This is a genomic window from Oceanobacillus sp. FSL K6-0127 (assembly GCF_037983385.1).
GTDB classification, from domain to species: domain Bacteria; phylum Bacillota; class Bacilli; order Bacillales; family Amphibacillaceae; genus Oceanobacillus; species Oceanobacillus profundus.
On the sequence record NZ_CP150287.1, the window covers coordinates 2,906,313 to 2,925,817 of the forward strand.

Below are 19,505 nucleotides of genomic sequence, written 5' to 3' on the forward strand. Positions count from 1 at the left end.
TATTTTAGTTCGTACATATTTACGCTGGCAATGTACTTACAATTTTCTTAACAAATTGCAGGAAATTTGTTTTTACTTTTTCAGTTGTTTCTATTACTTCATCGTGTGTTAACGGCTGATCTAATATACCTGCAGCCATATTTGAAATACAAGAAATACCAAGCACTCGAATGCCAGCGTGTCTGCTTACCACAACTTCTGGTACGGTAGACATTCCTACAGCATCTCCACCAAGCGTTCTCAGCATTCTAACCTCTGCAGGCGTTTCATATGCTGGTCCAGTGTTGCCGACATACACTCCTTTTTGAACGAAAATACCAAGTGAAGCTGCACAGCTTTCTGCATGCTTTATGAATTCTCGATCATAACTTTGGGACATATCAGGAAAACGAACACCTAAGTCTTCATCGTTTTTTCCGATTAAAGGATTATCACCCATATTATTAATGTGATCTGTAATGAGCATGAGGTCTCCGGGGTTGAATTCCTCATTTATTCCCCCAGCGGCATTCGTTACGATAATGGACTCGATTCCTAAATCCTTCATGACGCGTACTGGAAATGTTACTTGGTTCATGGAATAGCCTTCATAGTAATGAAAACGTCCTTGCATCGCGATAACCTGCTTACCTTCTAACGTTCCAATTACAAGTTGCCCCTTATGTCCAGATACTGTTGATTCTGGAAAGTGTGGAATGTCCTTATAAGCAATGGTTATCGGATTTTCAATTTCTTCACCAAGAACTCCTAGACCAGAACCAAGAATTAAGCCAATTTCTGGTGTCTCTTTTAGTTTACTTTTCACATAATTGCTCGCTTCTTTAATTGCTATATGATTCATTTTGCTGATTCCCCTCTATTTAATTTCATTTAAAAAGCTTTTTCCGTGATTAGGCATCGGTATGTTAAAATTATCTGCGATTGTAGCACCGATATCTGCGAAAGTTTCTTTAATTGGCAATGCTCTTCCTTCTGAAATCGCTTTATGATGTACGAGCAACGGTACATATTCTCTCGTGTGGTCTGTACCATGATGTGTCGGGTCATTCCCGTGATCTGCAGTAATAATTAACAAGTCATCCTTCTGCAATTTTTCTAAAACCTCAGGCAATCTTGCATCAAATTCTTCCAATGCTTTTCCATAACCCTCTGGATCTCTTCGGTGTCCATATTTTGCATCAAAATCAACTAAATTCAAAAAGCTAATACCGGTAAAATCCTGATCCATTGACGCTACTAGCTTTGTCATGCCATCATCATTATCCTTTGTTCGAACTGCTTCGGTTACTCCTTCTCCATCATAAATGTCGGAAATCTTCCCTAGAGCAATCACGTCCAGTTTATTATCTTTCAGTTCATTCATTACAGTCCTGCCAAATGGCTTCAATGCATAATCATGGCGGTTTGATGTTCGTTCAAATGCACCAGGTTTACCAATAAACGGTCGTGCAATAATACGGCCAACCATATATTTTTCGTCCAATGTTAGCGCGCGAGCAATTTCACAAATACGATACTGCTCTTCAATCGGTACAATTTCTTCATGTGCAGCGATTTGCAGTACTGAATCTGCAGACGTATAAACAATCAGCGCACCAGTTTTCATATGCTCTTCACCAAGCTCATCCAATATTTCAGTACCTGATGCGGGCTTATTCCCAATAATTTTTCTTCCGGATTTTTCTTCCAATTCATTTAATAACTCATCTGGAAATCCGTCCGGGAACGTTCGAAATGGGTTGCTTATATGAAGGCCCATAATTTCCCAATGGCCAGTCATGGTATCTTTACCATTTGAAGCTTCCTGCATTTTTGTATAGTGTGCTTTCGGATGAATAGCCTTGCCAATTCCTTTTATTTCCTTAATATTACTTAATCCTAATTCACCCATATGAGGCATATTCAATCCACTCATATGTTCTGCAATATGCCCTAGCGTATCAGCACCAACATCATTAAATTGTGCTGCATCTGGTGCCTCGCCAATTCCTACTGAATCTAAAACAACTAAAAATACACGTTTAAATTGATTCATCTCTATCAAACCTCCTGTAACTATATTCCCGCATCACTATGAATATATGTTTCATTTTTATGATGTAGGATGTCAGACCACTGTTAAATCAAGTTCAAGCTCTTGGATGGTATGCCTTATACATGTCTTTTAATCGCGCTTTCGTGACATGCGTATAAATTTGGGTTGTCGAAATATCAGCATGTCCTAGCATTTCCTGAACCGCACGTAGGTCGGCGCCATTTTCTAATAAATGAGTTGCAAAGGAATGTCTTAGCGTATGTGGTGTTAACGTTTTATTTATGCCTACATCTCTTGCTAACCCCTTTAGGATCTTCCAAAATCCTTGTCGCGATAAGGCTCTGCCATGCTGATTAACAAACAATGCTGATTCAGATTTGTTATTAACAAGCTTCCCTCTTGCAAGATCTAAATATTGCTCTAAAGCATTTCTTGCTGCATCTCCTAATGGAACAATTCTTTCCTTTGAGCCCTTTCCAAAACATTGAACGAATCCCATTGTTAAATGTAAATCACCAACCTTCAATGAAATTAGTTCTGATACACGAAGTCCTGTTGCATAAAGCAACTCGAGCATTGCTTTATTACGTATGGAAAGTGAAGAGTTCGTTTGAATATCGAGTAATTTTTCCACATCTGCCTGAGACAGAATATCAGGAAGCTTTCTTTCTTTTTTCGGTGTTTCAATATGTAAACTAGGATCATGCGTCACAATCTGTTCGCGAATTAGAAATTGATGAAAGCTGCGAATAGATGAAACATGTCTTGTAATGGTTGCTGTCGACTTCCCACTATCTTTAAGCACATATAAGAAGCTTATGATATCATTTCTAGTTACCTGATCCCATGATTGTTTCTTTGCTTCCTTTTCGATATGTTCGATATAATGTTTAAGATCACGTCCGTAGGAGCCAAGTGTGTTTTCTGATAAACCGCGCTCGATTTGCAGAAAGTGAATAAAATCCTCCAATGCGTATTTCAACATACATACTACTCCCCTGCTTTAAAAAATAATTGAAATCGTTCCAATAGCTTCGTTTGTGAATGAAACACCTTAACAGCTGGGCCTTCGGGAGGATCATAACGATGAATTTCTTCATACTCCCGATGCATAATTTGTAAGCCTACATAAAATATGACGGTACACATTGTAAAAATCACAAACACTTTTATCGTATCTCGTATCATTCTATTCACCTAGCACTACTCCCTAAAATAGTTGTTTATTTAAAGATATGCTAGGTTAGAATCACAATATACTATTCAAATGTAACCTTTTTCAAGCAATTTGTAAATTATAACAAAAATAAAGTCCAACCCAACTTCAAACCAAAATATGAGAAAGTATTTAATAAATCAGGAGTTGAAAGAAACTCCAAACTAACTTCCCGGCTGTTTTCTTCAAGTATGTGCAATAATCGCCGTCCGGGATCGCTTCGGGCGGATGCTTTCCGTGGGCACGGCTTCAGCCTCTCCGGAAGAAACCCACTTCCGGTGAGTCTTCAGACACGTGCTATTCCCACTGGAGTCACCGCCCTGCGCTCACCCGGACTGGTAGCGCATCGATATCGTTTTTATTAATTCCACAAGTAATAATTGGTGAGCATATACTAGCGGAGGAAATATACGTAGACTCCTGTGGGAAGAAGAGCATCGGTGAGACTACGCAGTGCGACAGCACAAGGAGGCTCACCAGCTCCCCTTTGGATGCGCGAATTATATTTCCGGAGCGGGGAGACGCACAATCCATTTAAATACACTAATCCACAGTTTATATTTATGTAGGTATAAACTGAACTCATGCTAAGTTCATACTGCAAAAAATAAAAACCTTTCTCCATTTGGAAAAAGGTCTCTACTTATGTTGCTTTAACTGCTGCTTCTTGACATTGCTTACATATTCCATGAAAGGTTAACCGATGATCTTTTACTTGGAATCCCCAATCATTTAATACAATTTTTTCAACATCTTCTAGTAAATCATTTTCAATTTCTTCAACGGATCCACATTCAATACATACAAGATGGTGATGGGAGTGCTTCGCGCCCTCTTTTCGTAAATCGTAGCGTGACACACCATCTCCAAAATTAATTTTATCAACAATTTTCAATTCAGAGAGTAGCTCCAATGTCCGGTACACTGTTGCCAGACCAATTTCCGGAGATTTTTCCTTTACTAGCAGATATACATCTTCTGCACTAAGATGGTCCTCTTCTCGCTCCAATAAGACACGAACCGTTGCCTCTCTTTGTGGAGTCAGCTTGTAGCTCTGTGCATGCAGCTGCTTTTTTATTTGTTCTATTCGATGTTCCACGGCAGTTCGCCTCCTCATTTCCCATCTTTATTATATGCACCTTTGATTTCTATGTCAAAGTATATTCTCACCTTTTAATAATAATAATTATAATATAACATTGATTATAGGTAAAGCGATTTAATTAATTCTTGCATTGCTTGATTGGATACATAGGCCTCAACTAGAGCTGCGGCAAACGAAACGACCAGCAATATTACGAAGATAATACTATACTTTGCTAGTGGCTGCAGTAATAATTGATGATTTTTGCGAGAAAATAATTTATTTATCAAAGTTAATGAGAATATCATTGAAATGGAACCAGCTGTAATATAAATTGGTATTACCAATATGTTCTGGGGCGCGATTGATAATGAAGCTAATAAAAGTCCTTGTAATCCAAGTTGGTTCACAATAAAGCCGACTGAAAAGCCAATAACCAATCCTTTTACGAAAATTAGCACCCATACAAGTGGTAATCCTATTACTGATAATCCTAATATACACAGTAGTAAAAGATACTTGGCATGGTATGTGAAACTTTGCCAGAGGATATCAACTTTATCGATAGATACACCTTCCGTTATTTGTCCAAAAAAACGTTCCAGATAAAAAAACAGATCCTGTTTCTGTATGAAACCCATACTGTTGACAATTACTGCTCCAAAAATAATTCCTGTTAAAAATAAAATAATCATAAATAGATAGATAGTAGCATGATTTTTAATATGTTCCCATACAAGAAAACTGTTTTTATACATCGGAATCCTCCTGCTAAGATAGTCTTTAGTTAAAAACTATGAGGATTCCGAGATAAAAATACCAATTATCCTAGATTTCCAAATGAATTAGGAAGGACCTATGCTTCCATACTTCCCTCCACCACCTGCTTTTATAGGCAATTTTCCCTCACGCATTTGTATAATAGAATTCGCTAGCTTCTCTGGTACAACTTCTATTAAATTCTGATATGGTGTATGATGAATAACTTCCATTTCCGTTCCAAATGCATTTAAAAGCTTCTGAAATGTTTTTGGTCCGAGTGTTGGCAAATATTCAAGTGGAACTTGATACAAATAGTCAGGTCGTTCCACCTCCTGTTTATCCGTATTTTTTAATTCTTCAATACGGTCAGAAACACCTTTAATAATCTTTGTAGAACCACATTTTGGACATTTTGTAATATCTGTTGTTACCTGTTCAAAACAGTTGCTGCACACTGTCGTATGGTATTTTCCTAACAGTGGATTCATCCCAAAGTTACGTTTAATTTGCCTGCCGTCAACACGATGTAAAGCCCAGTTAAATTCTTTAAAAGTCGGATTCTGCATGACGACTTCCTGGTATTCTCTAGCAATTTTCGGAAGTGAATGCGCATCTGAATTCGTCACAAATGTGTATCGGTGAAGCTCGGATAATTGGTCTGCCATTTGAGTATCTGAGCTTAGTCCTAATTCAATTCCATCAATTAAATCAGGATCTAATACTTCTCCTAAGGAGCAGCGTACGCCTTTTCCGTATAAACTTTTAAACGGCGTAAACACATGGGCAGGAATAAACAATCCACCTAATTCCTTTACTTTATATTGGAGCTGCTTTGCTGATCCGTAATACCTCTGTGAACTTAACGTTATATTTTTCATTCGAGTTGACAACCACTTAGAAAAGGCCTCCATACTGGAAAGTGTCGGTAAATACACAAGTACATGAATCGGGCCGAGACAATTTTCATCGTAAATTTCAATTTCCGAACCGAGTATAAGCGTTACTCGTTCAAAGCGAATACCACCTTCTGGTAATTCGCTCGCCTCCCCATTATCAATCAGTGATTTTATCTCCTCCTGGACAGCAGGAGCGTGACAATCAATCACCCCTATCATATCTATTCCTTTATTTCTACTTGACTCCATTAAAATATTCGTTAATGTTAGGCTTTTTGCGCCTGTTATTTTTACTGGCTTTCCGTATTTATCACGGCCAATATGAATATGCATATCAGCAAAGTAGACGTTCAATCCTAAAGCCTCCCTAAGGCATGCAAATAGAGTATCGCATAATTTGTTTTGGCATCATGGATGCGTTCTTCAACGACATATTCTTTCGCTTCGTCTAGTGTTAATTCTAGCACTTCAACGAACTCGTCATCATCCCCTTTTGGTGGATTCTCCATTTTGACTAACTGATCTGTAACATAAATATGAACTAATTCGTCAGCAAACCCTGGTGATGTATAGAAGGAAGTTACAAATGAAAGATCATTTGTCGTATACCCAGTCTCTTCTTCTAGTTCACGTACTGCTGCAGCCAGTGGATTTTCATTTAGATCAAGTTTACCGGCAGGAATCTCAATTAGCGATTTTTCCAATGGCTTACGATATTGTTCAACAAAAATTATTTTATTATCCTTCGTGATTGGAATAACCGCTACAGCACCTGGATGCTTGACGAGTTCTCTTTTTGCTGTTTTACCATTCGGTAACGTTACATCATCCACTTGCAAACTGATTATTTTTCCGTTAAATATTTCTTCGCTTTTAATTGTTTTCTCTTCAAACTTCTTCATTATTTACCACCCTTATTAACATTCTTCCCCTATTGTAGCATACGAAATCTCAGGTAGCCGGTATAAAAAGTTTGTCTTCTATCACAGCTCTCCTTACAATTAAAATAAATACTGCAATGTAGAAACGGAGTGGAGATAATGAAGAAAAACAGATTAGGAAAATCCGATATTATGATTTCAGAGCTAACTTTAGGCTGTATGTCACTTGGCACCGATGTAAATAAAGCGAAGGAAATTATCGATGTTGCGCTTGATTATGGGATTAATCATTTAGATACTGCGGATTTATATGATTTCGGTAAAAATGAAGAACTTATTGGTGAAGCAGTTAAAAATAAAAGAGATCAAATTGTACTGACGACAAAAGTCGGCAATCATTTTGATAAAGAAAAGAAAACTTGGTTTTGGGATCCGTCGAAAAAATATATCGAACAAGCAGTTAAGGATAGTTTAAAACGGCTGCAGACAGATTATATCGACTTTTATATGTTGCATGGTGGAACAATTGATGACCCGATCCATGAAACAATTGACGCTTTCGAAGAATTAAAAAAGGCAGGCCATATTCGTGCCTATGGAATTTCTTCAATACGTCCAAATGTTATCCATGAATATATTGAGCATTCGTCTATTGATGGTGTAATGACACAATATAGTTTGCTCGATCGCAGGCCAGAAGAAACGACATTAGATCTCCTTCATTCAAACGAGGTTAGCGTACTGGCGCGTGGACCACTAGCCAAAGGAATGCTAAGCAACGATGCCGGGAAGGTTATTGAAAGAAAAGGAAATGAAGGGTTTCTTGATTATTCCTATACAGAGTTACTGGAGGTACAGCAAGGTATTTCACACTTAATGCAGCATAAATTATCTCAGAATACACTTGCATTAAAGTATGTTCAAAAACACCCTGCAATAGCAACAGCTGTCTTCGGGGCTAGCCGGGTGGAACAGATAAAAGAAAATGTCGAACACCAAGACACAGAGCAATTAACAACAGCGGAATATAACAAGTTAAAACAACTGACAAAAGCCAATGTGTATACGAGTCATCGATAAATCTTAAAACCACTTATAAAAAGAGCGAAAAACAATCATCCGTGATTGCTTTTCGCTCTTTCATTATTCAATATAATTCAATTGTGTATTGCTTGTTGAATAGAAATAAACGGATTTAGAATACCTTCCGGACTTGAAAGTCGGAAAACACCATTTCGAATATCTAGTTTCATGTCTTCCGAGAAGAAAACAGCTTGTCTGCTATCAATGAATGTTGGAATTATTGTATTACTCGCAAGCTCTTGATAATAATCCTGTTTTTCGGAAACCAATTGAATTGTAGGAAGTCCATTCACACCACATCCACATCCCTCTGTATCGTACCATAAAACTAGGCTACTATCATTTGTTCTTATATCCATTAGTTTCTGTTCAGCTTCAAGTGTAATTGTTAACTTCATGGTTAAGTTCCCCTTTTCATATTATAATCATCCCGTTTTTACTTTTTATTAAAAGAGCTACGCAAGAGTTTCTCCATAAGGCCAGGAAATAATCGATAAAAAACACTTCCTGCTTCCATCCAGAAAGGCATATTAATTTCCCGCTTCTTTGTAAATAAATAACGAACAATGGTATTAGCAACTTGCTGAGGATCAAGCATATAACGATCCACACTCTGCCTGTAGCTTCCGCTCGGATCAGCCACTTTAAAAAAATTAGTGCGGACAGGACCGAGGTTAACAGCTGTTACATAAATCCCTTTGCTATCCATTTCTTGACGCAATGTATTGGTAAAACCAATTACAGCGTGTTTGGATGCGCCATAGGCAGCTGATTTTGGTGTGGAAATTTTCCCTGCTTGCGAAGCGACATTTATAATATGCCCTAGCTTATATTGATTGAAGTGAGGAATTAACAACTGCGTGATTCGCATTAACGAAAAAACATTTAACTGGAACATCTCATGCAAATCTAGCCATTTCATATCTTCCACAGCATCAAAGACACCAATCCCTGCATTATTAATCAAGCCATGTATTTGTTCATGCTCAGCTAAAATGGTTTGGATAGTGAAGTCTATGTCATCATTATCTTGTAAATCAACTTTATAGATATAACTTTCTGTTTGCAATTCCAATTTTAGGTCCATTTGAATTGCTAATAGTTTATCTTCAGAACGTGCTAGCATAATTGGTATACCACCATTTTCTGCTATCTTCTTGCACAACTGTTCACCAATACCGCTTGATGCTCCTGTAACAATAATCTTTTTAGAGTTAAGTGCCGTATGAATCATATCAAATCGTTCCAATCTTTTAATTGAAATTCAATACCATATAGTTAAATAGAGTCATAACTTTTTATTATTACTAATTCTACCGTCCTTCATTACATACTTCAATTTTAACGATTTTTAGTAAGGCAGTCTTTGCTTGTCTAAATTGACTTTTAGCGTAAAATCTAACACAATTATAAAGAGGTGAAATGTATGACAATGATCATCGCGCATCGCGGCGCTAGCAAACTTGCTCCAGAAAATACGATGCCAGCATTCGAGCTAGCGCTTCGTATGAAGGCTGAGGCAATTGAAACGGACGTACAGTTAACAAAAGATAATATCCCGGTTCTAATTCATGATGAGCATGTAAAACGAACAACAAACAGTTATGGTTACATAAAAGATTATCACCTTGCAGAATTAAAACAATTAGATGCGGGCTCGTGGTTTTCGAAAAAGTTTGCAGGCGCAACAATTCTAACACTGGAAGAATTTCTGCAATGGATGAGTGATACGCCTCTGCACTTACATCTTGAACTGAAAAATAATAAAATAGACTATATGTATTTGGAACCAATCGTGTTTGAACTGCTTAATCAATACAATGTTGTAGATCGGACAACTATTTCAACTTTCAACCCAAAAAGTGTACAACGTTTTAGCCAATTAAGCTCAACGATTGAAATTGGATTGCTGACATCGCGTAAAATCAATAATTTAGCACGTTATGCAAAAGAGTTAGGTGCAAAAGCAATTCATGTTAAATATCGATTATTAAATAAAGCATTAATTCAAAAATGCCAGCAGGAGGACATGCGAGTTCGTGCCTATACTGTTAATCATTTTTCACCAATGATGCGATGCTTCCGGCTAGGCTGTGATGGGATATTTACAGATGTACCAAATAAAGCACTACTATATCGAAATAAATTTTAAAGGGTTGTTCAATAAGTCCGGTAAAAATGACACAAATCGAGATCAGTAGACCTTCGCACAGAACGTGCCAGTGTCGGCGTCGCAAAAGGACATTTCGATCTTTGACGACCTCGGTTCTTTTTATCCTTCTTTTTGAACACGCACTTAAAATAGCACGAAACGGAATGTTAGATGGAGGTTTATTATGGAAGTAATATTTCTTGGTACAGGCGCAGGGGTTCCTTCTAAAGAGCGCAATGTATCAGCAATAGCATTATCGCTATTACAGGAGTTAAACAGCATTTGGCTGTTTGACTGCGGAGAAGCTACACAGCATCAGATTTTACGGACTAGCATTAAACCTAGAAAAATAAATAAAATTTTCATTACCCACTTACATGGAGACCACATTTATGGTCTGCCTGGTCTTTTAAGCAGTCGCTCCTTTCAAGCTGGAGAAGGATTATTAACCGTATACGGCCCTAAAGGAATCTCAGAATATATTCATACATGCTTAGACATCAGTGGTACACATCTCAACTATCCACTAAAATCAGTAGAAATTAATGAAGGCATTATTTTAGAAGATGAAAAGTTCACTGTCCATGCTAAACTGCTGGATCACGGTATTCCAAGTTATGGATTCCGCATAACAGAAAAAGATAAAACCGGAGAGCTACTCGTTAACAAACTAATGGATACCGGGATTGAACCAGGGCCAATTTATAGTCAAATTAAAAACAATAAAATGGTACAATTAGAAGACGGCCAAACTTTATATCAAAAAGACTTTATCGGTCCTAAAAAAGAAGGACGGGTTATTTGTATACTTGGCGACACACGAAGTCAAAAGGACTATGGTGAGTTCGTTGAAGGCGCCGATTTACTAATCCACGAAGCTACTTTTACGAGTGATAAAGCAGAGTTAGCACAAAGCTACTTTCACTCCACGAATACAGAGGCTGCAACACTTGCTGCTAGAAGTGGTGTAAAACAGCTACTATTAACACATATTTCTTCGCGTTATCAAACAGAAGATGATCAACAAATAATTGAGGAAGCTCGGGAAATTTTTTCCGAGACCTATCTAGCAAAAGATTTTTCCCGGTTTCTTATAGCAACCAAAAACTAGAGGAGCGTTTTTTTATGGAATACATCGAAACAATTGTAAATAATCAACGAGCTTTTTTTCAAAACGGAAATACCGTAGATTATACTTTTCGCAAAGATAGATTAGAAAAGCTAAGAGAAATGCTAAAAAAGCATGAAAGCAAAATCTATATGGCATTGAAAAAGGATTTAAATAAATCAAAACATGAAACATTAACAACGGAACTTGGGTTTCTTTACTCTGAAATTGATGTAGCTATTAAAAATCTCAGGTACTGGATGGCTGCCGAGAAAGTGCCTTCCCCAATTACACATAAGGGCTCCAAAAGTTATATTATGAAAGAGCCTTATGGAGTAGTGTTAGTGATTTCACCTTGGAATTACCCGTTACAGCTAGCTTTAGCCCCTGTTATCGGAGCAATCGCTGCCGGAAACTGTGTTATTATAAAACCGTCAGAGCATGCAAAAGCAACTTCCATGCTTCTGGCAGATATGATAGAGGGCGCATTCGATAGTTCGTACGTAACCGTTATTGAAGGTGGACAGGAAGTAAGTACTGCATTATTGAAACAACGTTTTGATTCAATTTTCTTTACTGGTAGTTCAGAAGTTGGAAAAATCGTCATGCGTGCGGCAAGTGAGCATTTAACACCAGTTACACTTGAGCTTGGTGGTAAGAGCCCAGCTATTGTTGATGAGGATGCAAATATTAACCTTGCAGCGAAAAGGATTATTTGGGGGAAATTTACGAACGCTGGGCAAACCTGCGTTGCCCCAGATTATGTATATGTCCATGAGTCCGTTAAGTTTAAGCTGCTTAAGGCAATGAAAAAGTATATCAAATCATTTTACGGGAAAGATCCACTTCGGAACAGTGATTATACGAAAATCATCAATGAAAAGCATTTTAATCGTCTTGAAGCATTCCTGACAGATGGCACGGTATTACATGGCGGTAATTCAGACCGGGAATCACTCATGATTGAACCGACGATATTGGACAAAATCACCTGGGAAGACTCTGTTATGAAATCAGAAATTTTCGGACCGATTCTGCCTGTGCTCACATTCACAAATATTGAAGATACACTTTATAAAATTAAAAAAATGGAAAAACCACTTGCACTATACTATTTTGGTGATAATGAAAAAATGCAGCAGCAAGTTATGGAGTATGTTTCCTTCGGTGGTGGATCCATAAATGATACATTATATCACTTAGCAAATCCTCACCTTCCATTTGGGGGAGTTGGTAATAGCGGAATAGGGGCTTATCATGGGAAACACAGCTTTGATACCTTCTCCCACAAGAAAGGTATCTTAAAACAAACAACAAAATTCGATTTACCTTTCCGTTACCCTGGAAGCAAACTAGCAGAAACAGTAGTGAAAAATATGATAAAATAGCATGCAAAATCCCGCACCTTTAAGGTTGCGGGATTTACTTTTTATAGTCATCGAGAAAGTCTTTTTGAAAACTTGTTCTCGGCTGTGCATTATCTTTTTTTTCGTTACCTTCCAATTGCTTGAAAGGATTTTTCCCATATTTTTCTGCCAAATCATCAATAACAGCGTAAAGTTTCTCTTTTTTTGCTTCATTCTCATAAGTAAATAGGTCAAGCTGCTGGCCAAGCTGCTGTTTTTCCTCTACATCTTGAACCGTAATCCCTAATAGACGTATTGGCTCCCCATTCCAATGCTGTTCGAATAATTCATTCGCTATAAAAAGAATATCCGCCTTCTGATCAATGTACGTTTGCAGCTTCCTGCTTCTTGTAATGGTTTTACGATCATGATAGCGAATTGTAATTTGCACACTTCTTCCGGCTGCGTTTTTACGTTTCATTCTCCTTTCCACATTATCTGCCAGCAGACGCATTAAGCTGTTAATCTCATTCCAGTCTATCGTGTCATCTGGTAAGGTTTGTGAACTTCCAATACTTTTAAATTCATAAATTGCATCAGGATCAACAGGTCTTAAATCGATACCATTCGCTCTGTTTTTCAATCGCTCTCCATTAATCCCAAGCAACTGCTTCAGCTCATAGACATCCTTTTTAGCTAAATCTCCAATTGTTTCAACATGAATCGTATTTAATTTATTCGCTGTTTTTTCTCCAATACCGTACATTTCTCCAACTGGTAAAGGCCATAATGTTTGGTCTAGCTCTCGCTTTCGCAAGACCGTTATTCCCAGTGGTTTTTTCATATCCGATGCCATTTTAGCTAAAAATTTATTGGGCCCGATTCCAATACTGCAAGGTATATCCAATTCATTTAAAATGCTTTGCTGGAGATTTTGTGCAATTTCCAGCGGCGTTCCTAGTGCATCTGTATCTGTAACATCCATATACCCTTCATCAATCGAAACAGGCTGAACATAAGGAGTAATTTCAGCAAGCATTTTAAAAATTTCTTTAGAAGCAAGCCGATAACGATCAAAATTAGGCTTCATAATAATAAGCTCTGGACAAAGCTTTCTTGCTTGCCAAATCGTCATCGTTGTTTTTACACCTTTTGCTCTTGCTTCGTAGCTGCTTGTCACGATAATTCCTTTGCGCTCCTCAGGGTTTCCAGCGATAGCTAGTGGCTTTCCTTTTAAATTCGGGTTATAAGCCATTTCAACTGATGCATAAAAGCAATTCATATCAATATGAAAAATGACTCTTCCTTTTTTCTGTTCAGAAATTGCCATTATTTTTTCCATCCTTTGTTAGCATTGTTACTCTAGTATATCATAAATAGAAAGACCTCCTATGTGTTGACGACACATAGGAGGTTGACTATTCTAGCTATTGGCTGCCTCTTTTATTATTGCGGTAACGAGTTCGGCTACTTTGACTAGATCAGCCACAGCAATGCGCTCGTTTGTTGTGTGTATCCCTTCATAACCTACTGCTAAGTTTACGGTTGGGATACCAAAACCCGCGATTACATTCGCGTCACTTCCCCCACCGCTTTTTAGCAGTTTACTTTCTCGACCAATTGATTCAGCAGCTTGACGAGCTACTTCTACTACTTGGTCACCAGCCCGTTGATTGAAACCCGGATACATTACTTTCACATTAACCTCAGCAGATCCGCCATATTCTGCTGCAGTGTTTTCAAAAGCCTCTTTCATTTTAGCTACTTGGGCTTCCATTTTTTCAGGTACGAGTGATCTTGCTTCTGCGAGGATTTCAACATGGTCCACAACGATATTCGTTTGTTTCCCACCTTCAAATCGACCGATATTAGCCGTCGTTTCCTCATCAATTCTTCCGAGCGGCATCTTCGAAATAGCTTTTGCAGCAAGTGTAATCGCTGATATACCTTTTTCAGGCTCTAATCCTGCATGTGCTGTTTTCCCTTTAATAACAGCAAACACCTTTGCTTGTGTCGGTGCAGCTACAACGATATCACCAACTTCACCATCACTGTCAAGCGCATAACCATATTTAGCTTTAATGCGAGAGCGGTCTAACTCTTTCGCTCCGACTAAACCAGATTCTTCTCCAACCGTTATGACAAATTGGATATCCCCATGCTGAATATTATTTTCTTTTATAACACGTATTGACTCCAACATAGCTGCAAGGCCTGCTTTATCATCCGCTCCTAAAATAGTCGTGCCATCTGAAGTAATGTAGCCGTCCTTAATTGATGGTTGTATTCCTCTTCCAGGTACAACGGTATCCATGTGGGATGTGAAGTAGATGGTATCAGCGCCCTCCACATTTCCTTTTATTGTGCAAATTAGATTCCCTGCACCATGGCCGGTCATGTCTTTGCTTCCATCTTCGTACACTTCTACACCTAGGTTTGTAAATTTATCTTTTAATACTTCAGCAATTTCCGTTTCAAATTTCGTCTCGGAATCAATTTTTACAAGCTCGATAAATTCTTCTACTAATCTTTCTTGATTTACAGTTATCATATAAAATCCTCCTATCCTAATATATAGGCTACTATAAGTCGAGCATTTTTTACAGCGAGATATTCCAATCCATTTCTAATGAAAAACAGGTAGGCTCTTTTTATGACTTGTCCATAATAGGTTTTCAAGTTAAAATATTCAATAGGAATGTGTTTTTAGAAGGAGGTTCTCTAATGGCTGCAAATTCAAATTATAAATCGGCTCCAAGAAAAAAATCAAAACGTGAACGAAGAAATAAAATTATTGTTTATATCATGATTATTTTAATGCTCGTGTCGACCTTGACTGCTGGATTGGCATTTATCATCTAATTTGATAAAGGCATTTTTTAGGAAAGTGTTTTGCTTCCTTGGAAAGCAAGTTTTCTTCCTCTGCTATACTGATGCAGATATCAAAAGTGTCATACCTTCCTATCTGCCAAACAGGCTGGATTTTTCCAGCCTGTTTTTTTATGATGAAGCTTTAAATGGGTAGATTTGAAGTTCCTTTGCTTGTTCAAAGTGCTCCGAAATAATTTCATCTAAAAGCTGCTCCGCATCTTTATTCGCTATATCAATGTCTAGCTTTTCAGCTGATTGAATAATCTTTGCCTCATATATCTCATTTTTAATTTCATGTACTTCTTTTCCTTTTGTCATAATTCCTAATTTTGCCGCTTTCTTTGTTAGCGCAGCTTTCCTAATTTCAGTTTTTAATGCGTTAGAATCCTTTCCTTGCACAGAAACTCCTAGCTCAATTGCTTTTTGCTTCATTAGAATTTCATGCACTTCCCGAGCCAATGCATCCGGCTCTTTCCCCTTCATCTCAACATCAAGTTCTTTAGCTTTTTCCATTACTTTAGCATGATAAATTTCCTCTTTTAATTCTTCCGTTGATTTCCCCTCTGATTCAATATCTAACTTCTTAGCAGCTTGAAGAACCATTGCCTCATATATTTCCTTGGCAAGTGTTTCATCGTCCTTCCCCGCCATATCAATCCCTAATTCTTTAGCGTGCAGCTTTAACAATGCTTTACTTTTGAAAAAACGCTTATCCGTTTCCTGTTTTTCATTGTGATTGCCAAACGATTTCCAAACCACATCCTCATGGAAGGAAGCTGAAATACTTGGCATCTGCCAAATCATACCAGTCATAAATACGGCTGTTAACAAGATTTTTTTCATCATTCTTTATAAACACCCTTTCATTATTTTTGCCATTCTATAGGTTGCCCAGTTGAGGTTGAAAAATAAATGAGATTTTATAAAGTTGTGAGACGCATGAGTAACAAAATAAAAAAGCTTTATCGGTTAAGAGAATTACCCAAAACCAATAAAGCAAAATCGTATCCCTATATTAGCCAGCACCTTTAGTTAAAGTAGATATGTTAACCAAAATACCGGCAGAAATTAGTGTAAATAATAAAGAAGATCCTCCGTAGCTTACGAGTGGCAACGTGATACCTGTAATTGGAAGCATTCCAGAAACCGCACCTAAATTAAAAATGGCTTGGATCATAATTTGAAATGTAATCCCTATCGCCAATAGCTTTGCAAACATATCTTTACAATCCTTCGCAATCCTTATTCCTCGAAGCATGATGAACAAATAAGAACCCAAAACAATAATCAGGCCAAATACTCCTATTTCCTCCAAAATAATAGCCATAATGAAATCCGTATGAGCCTCTGGTAAATAACCTAATTTCTGAACACTGTTACCAAGACCTGCTCCCCATATTCCACCTGTTCCAATAGCAATATAAGAGTTCACAAGTTGGTAGCCTGAACCTAAATGGTTTTCAAACGGATTTAAAAAGGAGGTAATGCGTTCAAAACGGTAAGCTGATGTAAAAGCGAAATAAATAACTCCAATTAATCCAACACTGCCTAAAATAAATAAATGAATTTTTCTTACGCCGGAACAAACGACAATTATTCCGCATACGAATAAAATTAATGCAGCGGATCCTAAATCAGGTTGTTTCAATATTAATAAAAACATAACCCCCAAAATTAATAGCGGGGGTAAAACACCTTTTTTAAACTGATTGATATAGGCTTGCTTCTGTGAATAAAAATAAGCAAAATAAATGATCATGAATAACTTGATCGGCTCAGTAGGCTGAAAAACAAACCCTCCAAGCTGTATCCATCTCTGTGAATTATTACGTTCAACACCAATTCCAGGCATTAAGATAATGATTAGCAATAAAATGGACATGAATATGAAAGCTGGGCTTAACTTACCATAAAGCCGGTAAGGCAAAATTGCTGCAATAGAAAAAAAGAACAGGCCGATCAGCAACCATTGAATCTGTCTTGAAAAAAAATAATTGGCATCTCCATAATGGACATATGAGATTGGGTAACTAGCGCTATATACCATGATTACACCAAACCCAGCCAATAATAAAATGCTGATTAGCAATGAATAATCTATTTTTCTAAATTTGTTTCTAATAAAAGTTGCCATGATTACCACCATATCTTTCAGATGAATTAAACACCATCACTAAATATATATTTTTTAGACCGCATACGAACACTGCAAACTAAGCCTAATGCAATCATGTTCGTTATTAGAGCGCTTCCCCCATAACTAATCAATGGTAAAGCAAGCCCTGTTATTGGCATTAGACCGATTGTCATAGCTATATTTTGAAATACTTGAAATGCAATTAAACCAATAGCCCCTACACATATATAAACACCAAGCAAAGTGTTCGATTTGTGAGCAATTTTTAAAATCCGATAAAACAATAAGAAATATGTAAAGAGAAGTAAACTTGCACCTACAAATCCGAAATCCTCACCAATTACAGCAAAAATAAAGTCGGTATGCGCTTCAGGTATTTTCCCCATATTTACCTGTACACCTTGATTAAACCCAGTACCAGTTAATTGCCCCGATCCAATACCTAGCATTGATTGCTTTAGTTGATATCCGTATCCCGAAGAATATTTATCTGGACTTATCCAAGCATAAATCCTCCCAAGCTGATGCGGCTTAAAAATATGTGTAAATAGATCATTTTTGTACGTGTAAAGATACATAAGAAATCCAATAGCACTTGTCATAACCGTAACACTTAACATAATCATCTTAAGCGAGAGACTGGAAATAAAAAATAAAGTTAAAGCAATGGAGATTATTATTAGAGAAGAGCCCAAATCAGGCTGTGTATAAATGAATAAGATAGGAATAATGGTTATGATGCCGATTCTTATTACTACCGGAATACTCTTTTTGAAGGAAATTCTATCTTCACCTATTTTTTTCAAATATACAGCTAGATACACGAGTAAGAATATTTTCATAAATTCTGATGGCTGCAATTCAATGAAACCTAGGCTAATCCATCGTTGTGATCCGTTCTTTTCTACACCAAATAAATGAACCAGCAGTAAAGAAAAGACCCCGATCCAATATAGTGGTTTTGCCAATTTCTCCAACAGCTCATAATCAAAAGCTGCTACTCCAAACATGATGGCTATCCCGATGCAGTACCAGATAATTTGCCGAAGCACATAGTATCCTGATTCCCCATATTGTCCAGACCCACTGTACACAGCGAAACAACTAAAAATTAAAAGAACTAAAATAATGAATAATAACTGATAGTCTAATGGACTATTTTTTTCTGCATGTTCTAACCTTTTACCTTTTCAAAAATTTAAAACAAAAAAGCATCTTAAAATTTCAATAGAAACATTGTATATTTAACAATTAGTACATCATCAAGAAAACCGATAGCAAACATATAATCAGGAATCATATCAATCGTCAAAATAAAATAAATCAAAGCTCCACCCAAAAGTGTAACCTCTGTTTTTGTACCCTTTTGCAGACGAAATCGATGGTACATGTCTTCCAATTGCTGAACAAACGAATTTGCAGAGCCAGCTTTTTTAAGCTTTTCTTTAAAGCTTGTAATAATCATTCTTCGCCCCTCATCAGTTTGACTATATTCCTGATGCACTTTTAATTCTTGCTCGATATTTTCCATTGTCAGTCTTTCCTCTTCAATCTGATATGCGGCAAGTAATTTTTTGGTATATTTAAGCTCCTTCTCAACACCAGTACGATTTTCTTCTTCGATATCTTTTGAACGATAACCAGCAGCTTCAATTAAATCGACTACTGGAACTTCAAGGCTTTTGGCAAAGTTTTCTAAATGATTTAAATTGGCTTTTCTTTTCCCATTAATAATTCGTGATATTGTCGCTGTGTCAATATCCGTCAACTTACTTAAATGACGCATTGACATTGATTTATCCTGTAACAATTCTCTTATTCGTTTACCTAATTTATTATTTGCACTTTTTATGTCCATTCTCTCATCCTCTCTATCAATCAATAATCATATTAAATTCTGTGTTTGAGGATACACATTATGTTGTACTATACCT

Annotated in this window: 20 protein-coding genes and 1 pseudogene; 5 read left to right on the forward strand and 16 right to left on the reverse strand. The window is 37.1% G+C overall.

Features of this window, described 5'->3' with window-relative positions; translation table 11 throughout:
* Window positions 1–19 precede the first annotated feature (19 nt).
* The 8 genes from MHH64_RS14455 to MHH64_RS14490 all read right to left on the reverse strand — a co-directional run bounded on the left by MHH64_RS14455 (window position 20) and on the right by MHH64_RS14490 (window position 6,895).
* Complete coding sequence (locus MHH64_RS14455; RefSeq protein WP_095308892.1) at window positions 20–841, reverse strand: purine-nucleoside phosphorylase; 822 nt, start codon at window positions 839–841, stop codon at window positions 20–22.
* Window positions 842–856: 15 nt separating this feature from the next.
* A complete protein-coding gene (deoB, locus tag MHH64_RS14460) occupies window positions 857–2,035 on the reverse strand; it encodes a phosphopentomutase (protein WP_095308891.1) in 1,179 nt (392 codons plus the stop codon).
* A gap of 94 nt (window positions 2,036–2,129) precedes the next feature.
* Window positions 2,130–3,020, reverse strand: a complete 891-nt coding sequence (xerD, locus tag MHH64_RS14465; protein WP_095308890.1) for a site-specific tyrosine recombinase XerD — start codon at window positions 3,018–3,020, stop codon at window positions 2,130–2,132.
* A gap of 5 nt (window positions 3,021–3,025) precedes the next feature.
* The gene (locus MHH64_RS14470) at window positions 3,026–3,223 is read right to left on the reverse strand and encodes a DUF4227 family protein (RefSeq protein WP_095308889.1); all 198 of its coding nucleotides are present in this window, start codon (window positions 3,221–3,223) and stop codon (window positions 3,026–3,028) included.
* Window positions 3,224–3,894: 671 nt separating this feature from the next.
* Window positions 3,895–4,350, reverse strand: a complete 456-nt coding sequence (locus tag MHH64_RS14475) for a Fur family transcriptional regulator (protein ID WP_095308886.1) — start codon at window positions 4,348–4,350, stop codon at window positions 3,895–3,897.
* Between the two features lie 104 nt (window positions 4,351–4,454).
* Complete coding sequence (spoIIM, locus tag MHH64_RS14480; RefSeq protein WP_340001952.1) at window positions 4,455–5,093, reverse strand: stage II sporulation protein M; 639 nt, start codon at window positions 5,091–5,093, stop codon at window positions 4,455–4,457.
* An 87-nt stretch (window positions 5,094–5,180) separates the two neighbouring features.
* Window positions 5,181–6,347, reverse strand: coding sequence for an endonuclease Q family protein (locus tag MHH64_RS14485; protein ID WP_251658868.1), 1,167 nt, complete (start codon window positions 6,345–6,347; stop codon window positions 5,181–5,183).
* Between the two features lie 2 nt (window positions 6,348–6,349).
* The gene (locus MHH64_RS14490) at window positions 6,350–6,895 is read right to left on the reverse strand and encodes an NUDIX hydrolase (RefSeq protein ID WP_095308884.1); all 546 of its coding nucleotides are present in this window, start codon (window positions 6,893–6,895) and stop codon (window positions 6,350–6,352) included.
* Window positions 6,896–7,033: 138 nt separating this feature from the next.
* On the opposite strand from MHH64_RS14490, the gene MHH64_RS14495 reads away from it, so the two are divergent.
* The gene (locus MHH64_RS14495) at window positions 7,034–7,954 is read left to right on the forward strand and encodes an aldo/keto reductase (RefSeq protein WP_340001953.1); all 921 of its coding nucleotides are present in this window, start codon (window positions 7,034–7,036) and stop codon (window positions 7,952–7,954) included.
* A gap of 77 nt (window positions 7,955–8,031) precedes the next feature.
* On the opposite strand, the gene MHH64_RS14500 is transcribed toward MHH64_RS14495, so the two are convergent.
* Both MHH64_RS14500 and MHH64_RS14505 read right to left on the reverse strand, forming a co-directional pair.
* Complete coding sequence (locus MHH64_RS14500) at window positions 8,032–8,355, reverse strand: iron-sulfur cluster biosynthesis family protein (protein WP_095308881.1); 324 nt, start codon at window positions 8,353–8,355, stop codon at window positions 8,032–8,034.
* 38 nt (window positions 8,356–8,393) lie between these two features.
* Complete coding sequence (locus tag MHH64_RS14505; protein ID WP_340001954.1) at window positions 8,394–9,191, reverse strand: SDR family oxidoreductase; 798 nt, start codon at window positions 9,189–9,191, stop codon at window positions 8,394–8,396.
* A gap of 192 nt (window positions 9,192–9,383) precedes the next feature.
* On the opposite strand from MHH64_RS14505, the gene MHH64_RS14510 reads away from it, so the two are divergent.
* The 3 genes from MHH64_RS14510 to MHH64_RS14520 all read left to right on the forward strand — a co-directional run bounded on the left by MHH64_RS14510 (window position 9,384) and on the right by MHH64_RS14520 (window position 12,605).
* Window positions 9,384–10,109: a glycerophosphodiester phosphodiesterase gene (locus tag MHH64_RS14510; RefSeq protein WP_340001956.1), complete on the forward strand. Its 726-nt coding sequence runs from the start codon at window positions 9,384–9,386 to the stop codon at window positions 10,107–10,109.
* 184 nt (window positions 10,110–10,293) lie between these two features.
* Window positions 10,294–11,220, forward strand: a complete 927-nt coding sequence (gene rnz / locus MHH64_RS14515; protein ID WP_340001957.1) for a ribonuclease Z — start codon at window positions 10,294–10,296, stop codon at window positions 11,218–11,220.
* Window positions 11,221–11,234: 14 nt separating this feature from the next.
* Window positions 11,235–12,605, forward strand: coding sequence for an aldehyde dehydrogenase (locus tag MHH64_RS14520; RefSeq protein ID WP_251658866.1), 1,371 nt, complete (start codon window positions 11,235–11,237; stop codon window positions 12,603–12,605).
* Window positions 12,606–12,639: 34 nt separating this feature from the next.
* Here MHH64_RS14520 and MHH64_RS14525 read toward each other — a convergent pair whose 3' ends face one another.
* Together MHH64_RS14525 and MHH64_RS14530 are read right to left on the reverse strand one after the other, a co-directional pair.
* Window positions 12,640–13,893: a DNA polymerase IV gene (locus MHH64_RS14525; RefSeq protein ID WP_095308875.1), complete on the reverse strand. Its 1,254-nt coding sequence runs from the start codon at window positions 13,891–13,893 to the stop codon at window positions 12,640–12,642.
* Between the two features lie 93 nt (window positions 13,894–13,986).
* Window positions 13,987–15,114, reverse strand: a complete 1,128-nt coding sequence (locus tag MHH64_RS14530) for a M20/M25/M40 family metallo-hydrolase (protein WP_340001958.1) — start codon at window positions 15,112–15,114, stop codon at window positions 13,987–13,989.
* A 173-nt stretch (window positions 15,115–15,287) separates the two neighbouring features.
* On the opposite strand from MHH64_RS14530, the gene prli42 reads away from it, so the two are divergent.
* Window positions 15,288–15,425 (forward strand): stressosome-associated protein Prli42, encoded by a 138-nt coding sequence (gene prli42, locus MHH64_RS14535; protein WP_095308872.1) that lies wholly within the window; start codon window positions 15,288–15,290, stop codon window positions 15,423–15,425.
* Window positions 15,426–15,563: 138 nt separating this feature from the next.
* Here the strand turns inward: prli42 and MHH64_RS14540 are convergent, their stop codons facing one another.
* From MHH64_RS14540 to MHH64_RS14555, 4 genes and pseudogenes are all read right to left on the reverse strand, one after another.
* Window positions 15,564–16,280, reverse strand: a complete 717-nt coding sequence (locus MHH64_RS14540; protein ID WP_340001959.1) for a hypothetical protein — start codon at window positions 16,278–16,280, stop codon at window positions 15,564–15,566.
* Window positions 16,281–16,449: 169 nt separating this feature from the next.
* On the reverse strand, window positions 16,450–17,568 hold the full coding sequence (gene ftsW, locus MHH64_RS14545; protein WP_095308870.1) for a putative lipid II flippase FtsW: 1,119 nt from the start codon (window positions 17,566–17,568) through the stop codon (window positions 16,450–16,452).
* 26 nt (window positions 17,569–17,594) lie between these two features.
* Window positions 17,595–18,734: pseudogene (rodA, locus tag MHH64_RS14550) on the reverse strand (rod shape-determining protein RodA); the annotation flags it as partial.
* Window positions 18,735–18,787: 53 nt separating this feature from the next.
* Window positions 18,788–19,429 carry a helix-turn-helix domain-containing protein gene (locus tag MHH64_RS14555; protein WP_340001960.1) on the reverse strand — a complete coding sequence of 214 codons (642 nt, stop codon included), beginning with the start codon at window positions 19,427–19,429 and terminating at the stop codon, window positions 18,788–18,790.
* Window positions 19,430–19,505 lie beyond the last annotated feature (76 nt).

What these genes read in the sequence shown, in the direction of transcription:
- xerD (WP_095308890.1), bottom strand. Translation starts at nt 3,020, where the DNA reads ATGTTGAAATACGCATTGGAGGATTTTATTCACTTTCTGCAAATCGAG.
- MHH64_RS14500 (WP_095308881.1), bottom strand. Translation starts at nt 8,355, where the DNA reads ATGAAGTTAACAATTACACTTGAAGCTGAACAGAAACTAATGGATATA.
- MHH64_RS14490 (WP_095308884.1), bottom strand. Translation starts at nt 6,895, where the DNA reads ATGAAGAAGTTTGAAGAGAAAACAATTAAAAGCGAAGAAATATTTAAC.
- MHH64_RS14495 (WP_340001953.1), top strand. Translation starts at nt 7,034, where the DNA reads ATGAAGAAAAACAGATTAGGAAAATCCGATATTATGATTTCAGAGCTA.
- MHH64_RS14505 (WP_340001954.1), bottom strand. Translation starts at nt 9,191, where the DNA reads ATGATTCATACGGCACTTAACTCTAAAAAGATTATTGTTACAGGAGCA.
- MHH64_RS14510 (WP_340001956.1), top strand. Translation starts at nt 9,384, where the DNA reads ATGACAATGATCATCGCGCATCGCGGCGCTAGCAAACTTGCTCCAGAA.
- MHH64_RS14555 (WP_340001960.1), bottom strand. Translation starts at nt 19,429, where the DNA reads ATGGACATAAAAAGTGCAAATAATAAATTAGGTAAACGAATAAGAGAA.
- MHH64_RS14455 (WP_095308892.1), bottom strand. Translation starts at nt 841, where the DNA reads ATGAATCATATAGCAATTAAAGAAGCGAGCAATTATGTGAAAAGTAAA.
- spoIIM (WP_340001952.1), bottom strand. Translation starts at nt 5,093, where the DNA reads ATGTATAAAAACAGTTTTCTTGTATGGGAACATATTAAAAATCATGCT.
- MHH64_RS14470 (WP_095308889.1), bottom strand. Translation starts at nt 3,223, where the DNA reads ATGATACGAGATACGATAAAAGTGTTTGTGATTTTTACAATGTGTACC.
- prli42 (WP_095308872.1), top strand. Translation starts at nt 15,288, where the DNA reads ATGGCTGCAAATTCAAATTATAAATCGGCTCCAAGAAAAAAATCAAAA.
- deoB (WP_095308891.1), bottom strand. Translation starts at nt 2,035, where the DNA reads ATGAATCAATTTAAACGTGTATTTTTAGTTGTTTTAGATTCAGTAGGA.
- MHH64_RS14525 (WP_095308875.1), bottom strand. Translation starts at nt 13,893, where the DNA reads ATGGCAATTTCTGAACAGAAAAAAGGAAGAGTCATTTTTCATATTGAT.
- ftsW (WP_095308870.1), bottom strand. Translation starts at nt 17,568, where the DNA reads ATGGCAACTTTTATTAGAAACAAATTTAGAAAAATAGATTATTCATTG.
- rnz (WP_340001957.1), top strand. Translation starts at nt 10,294, where the DNA reads ATGGAAGTAATATTTCTTGGTACAGGCGCAGGGGTTCCTTCTAAAGAG.
- MHH64_RS14520 (WP_251658866.1), top strand. Translation starts at nt 11,235, where the DNA reads ATGGAATACATCGAAACAATTGTAAATAATCAACGAGCTTTTTTTCAA.
- MHH64_RS14540 (WP_340001959.1), bottom strand. Translation starts at nt 16,280, where the DNA reads ATGATGAAAAAAATCTTGTTAACAGCCGTATTTATGACTGGTATGATT.
- MHH64_RS14530 (WP_340001958.1), bottom strand. Translation starts at nt 15,114, where the DNA reads ATGATAACTGTAAATCAAGAAAGATTAGTAGAAGAATTTATCGAGCTT.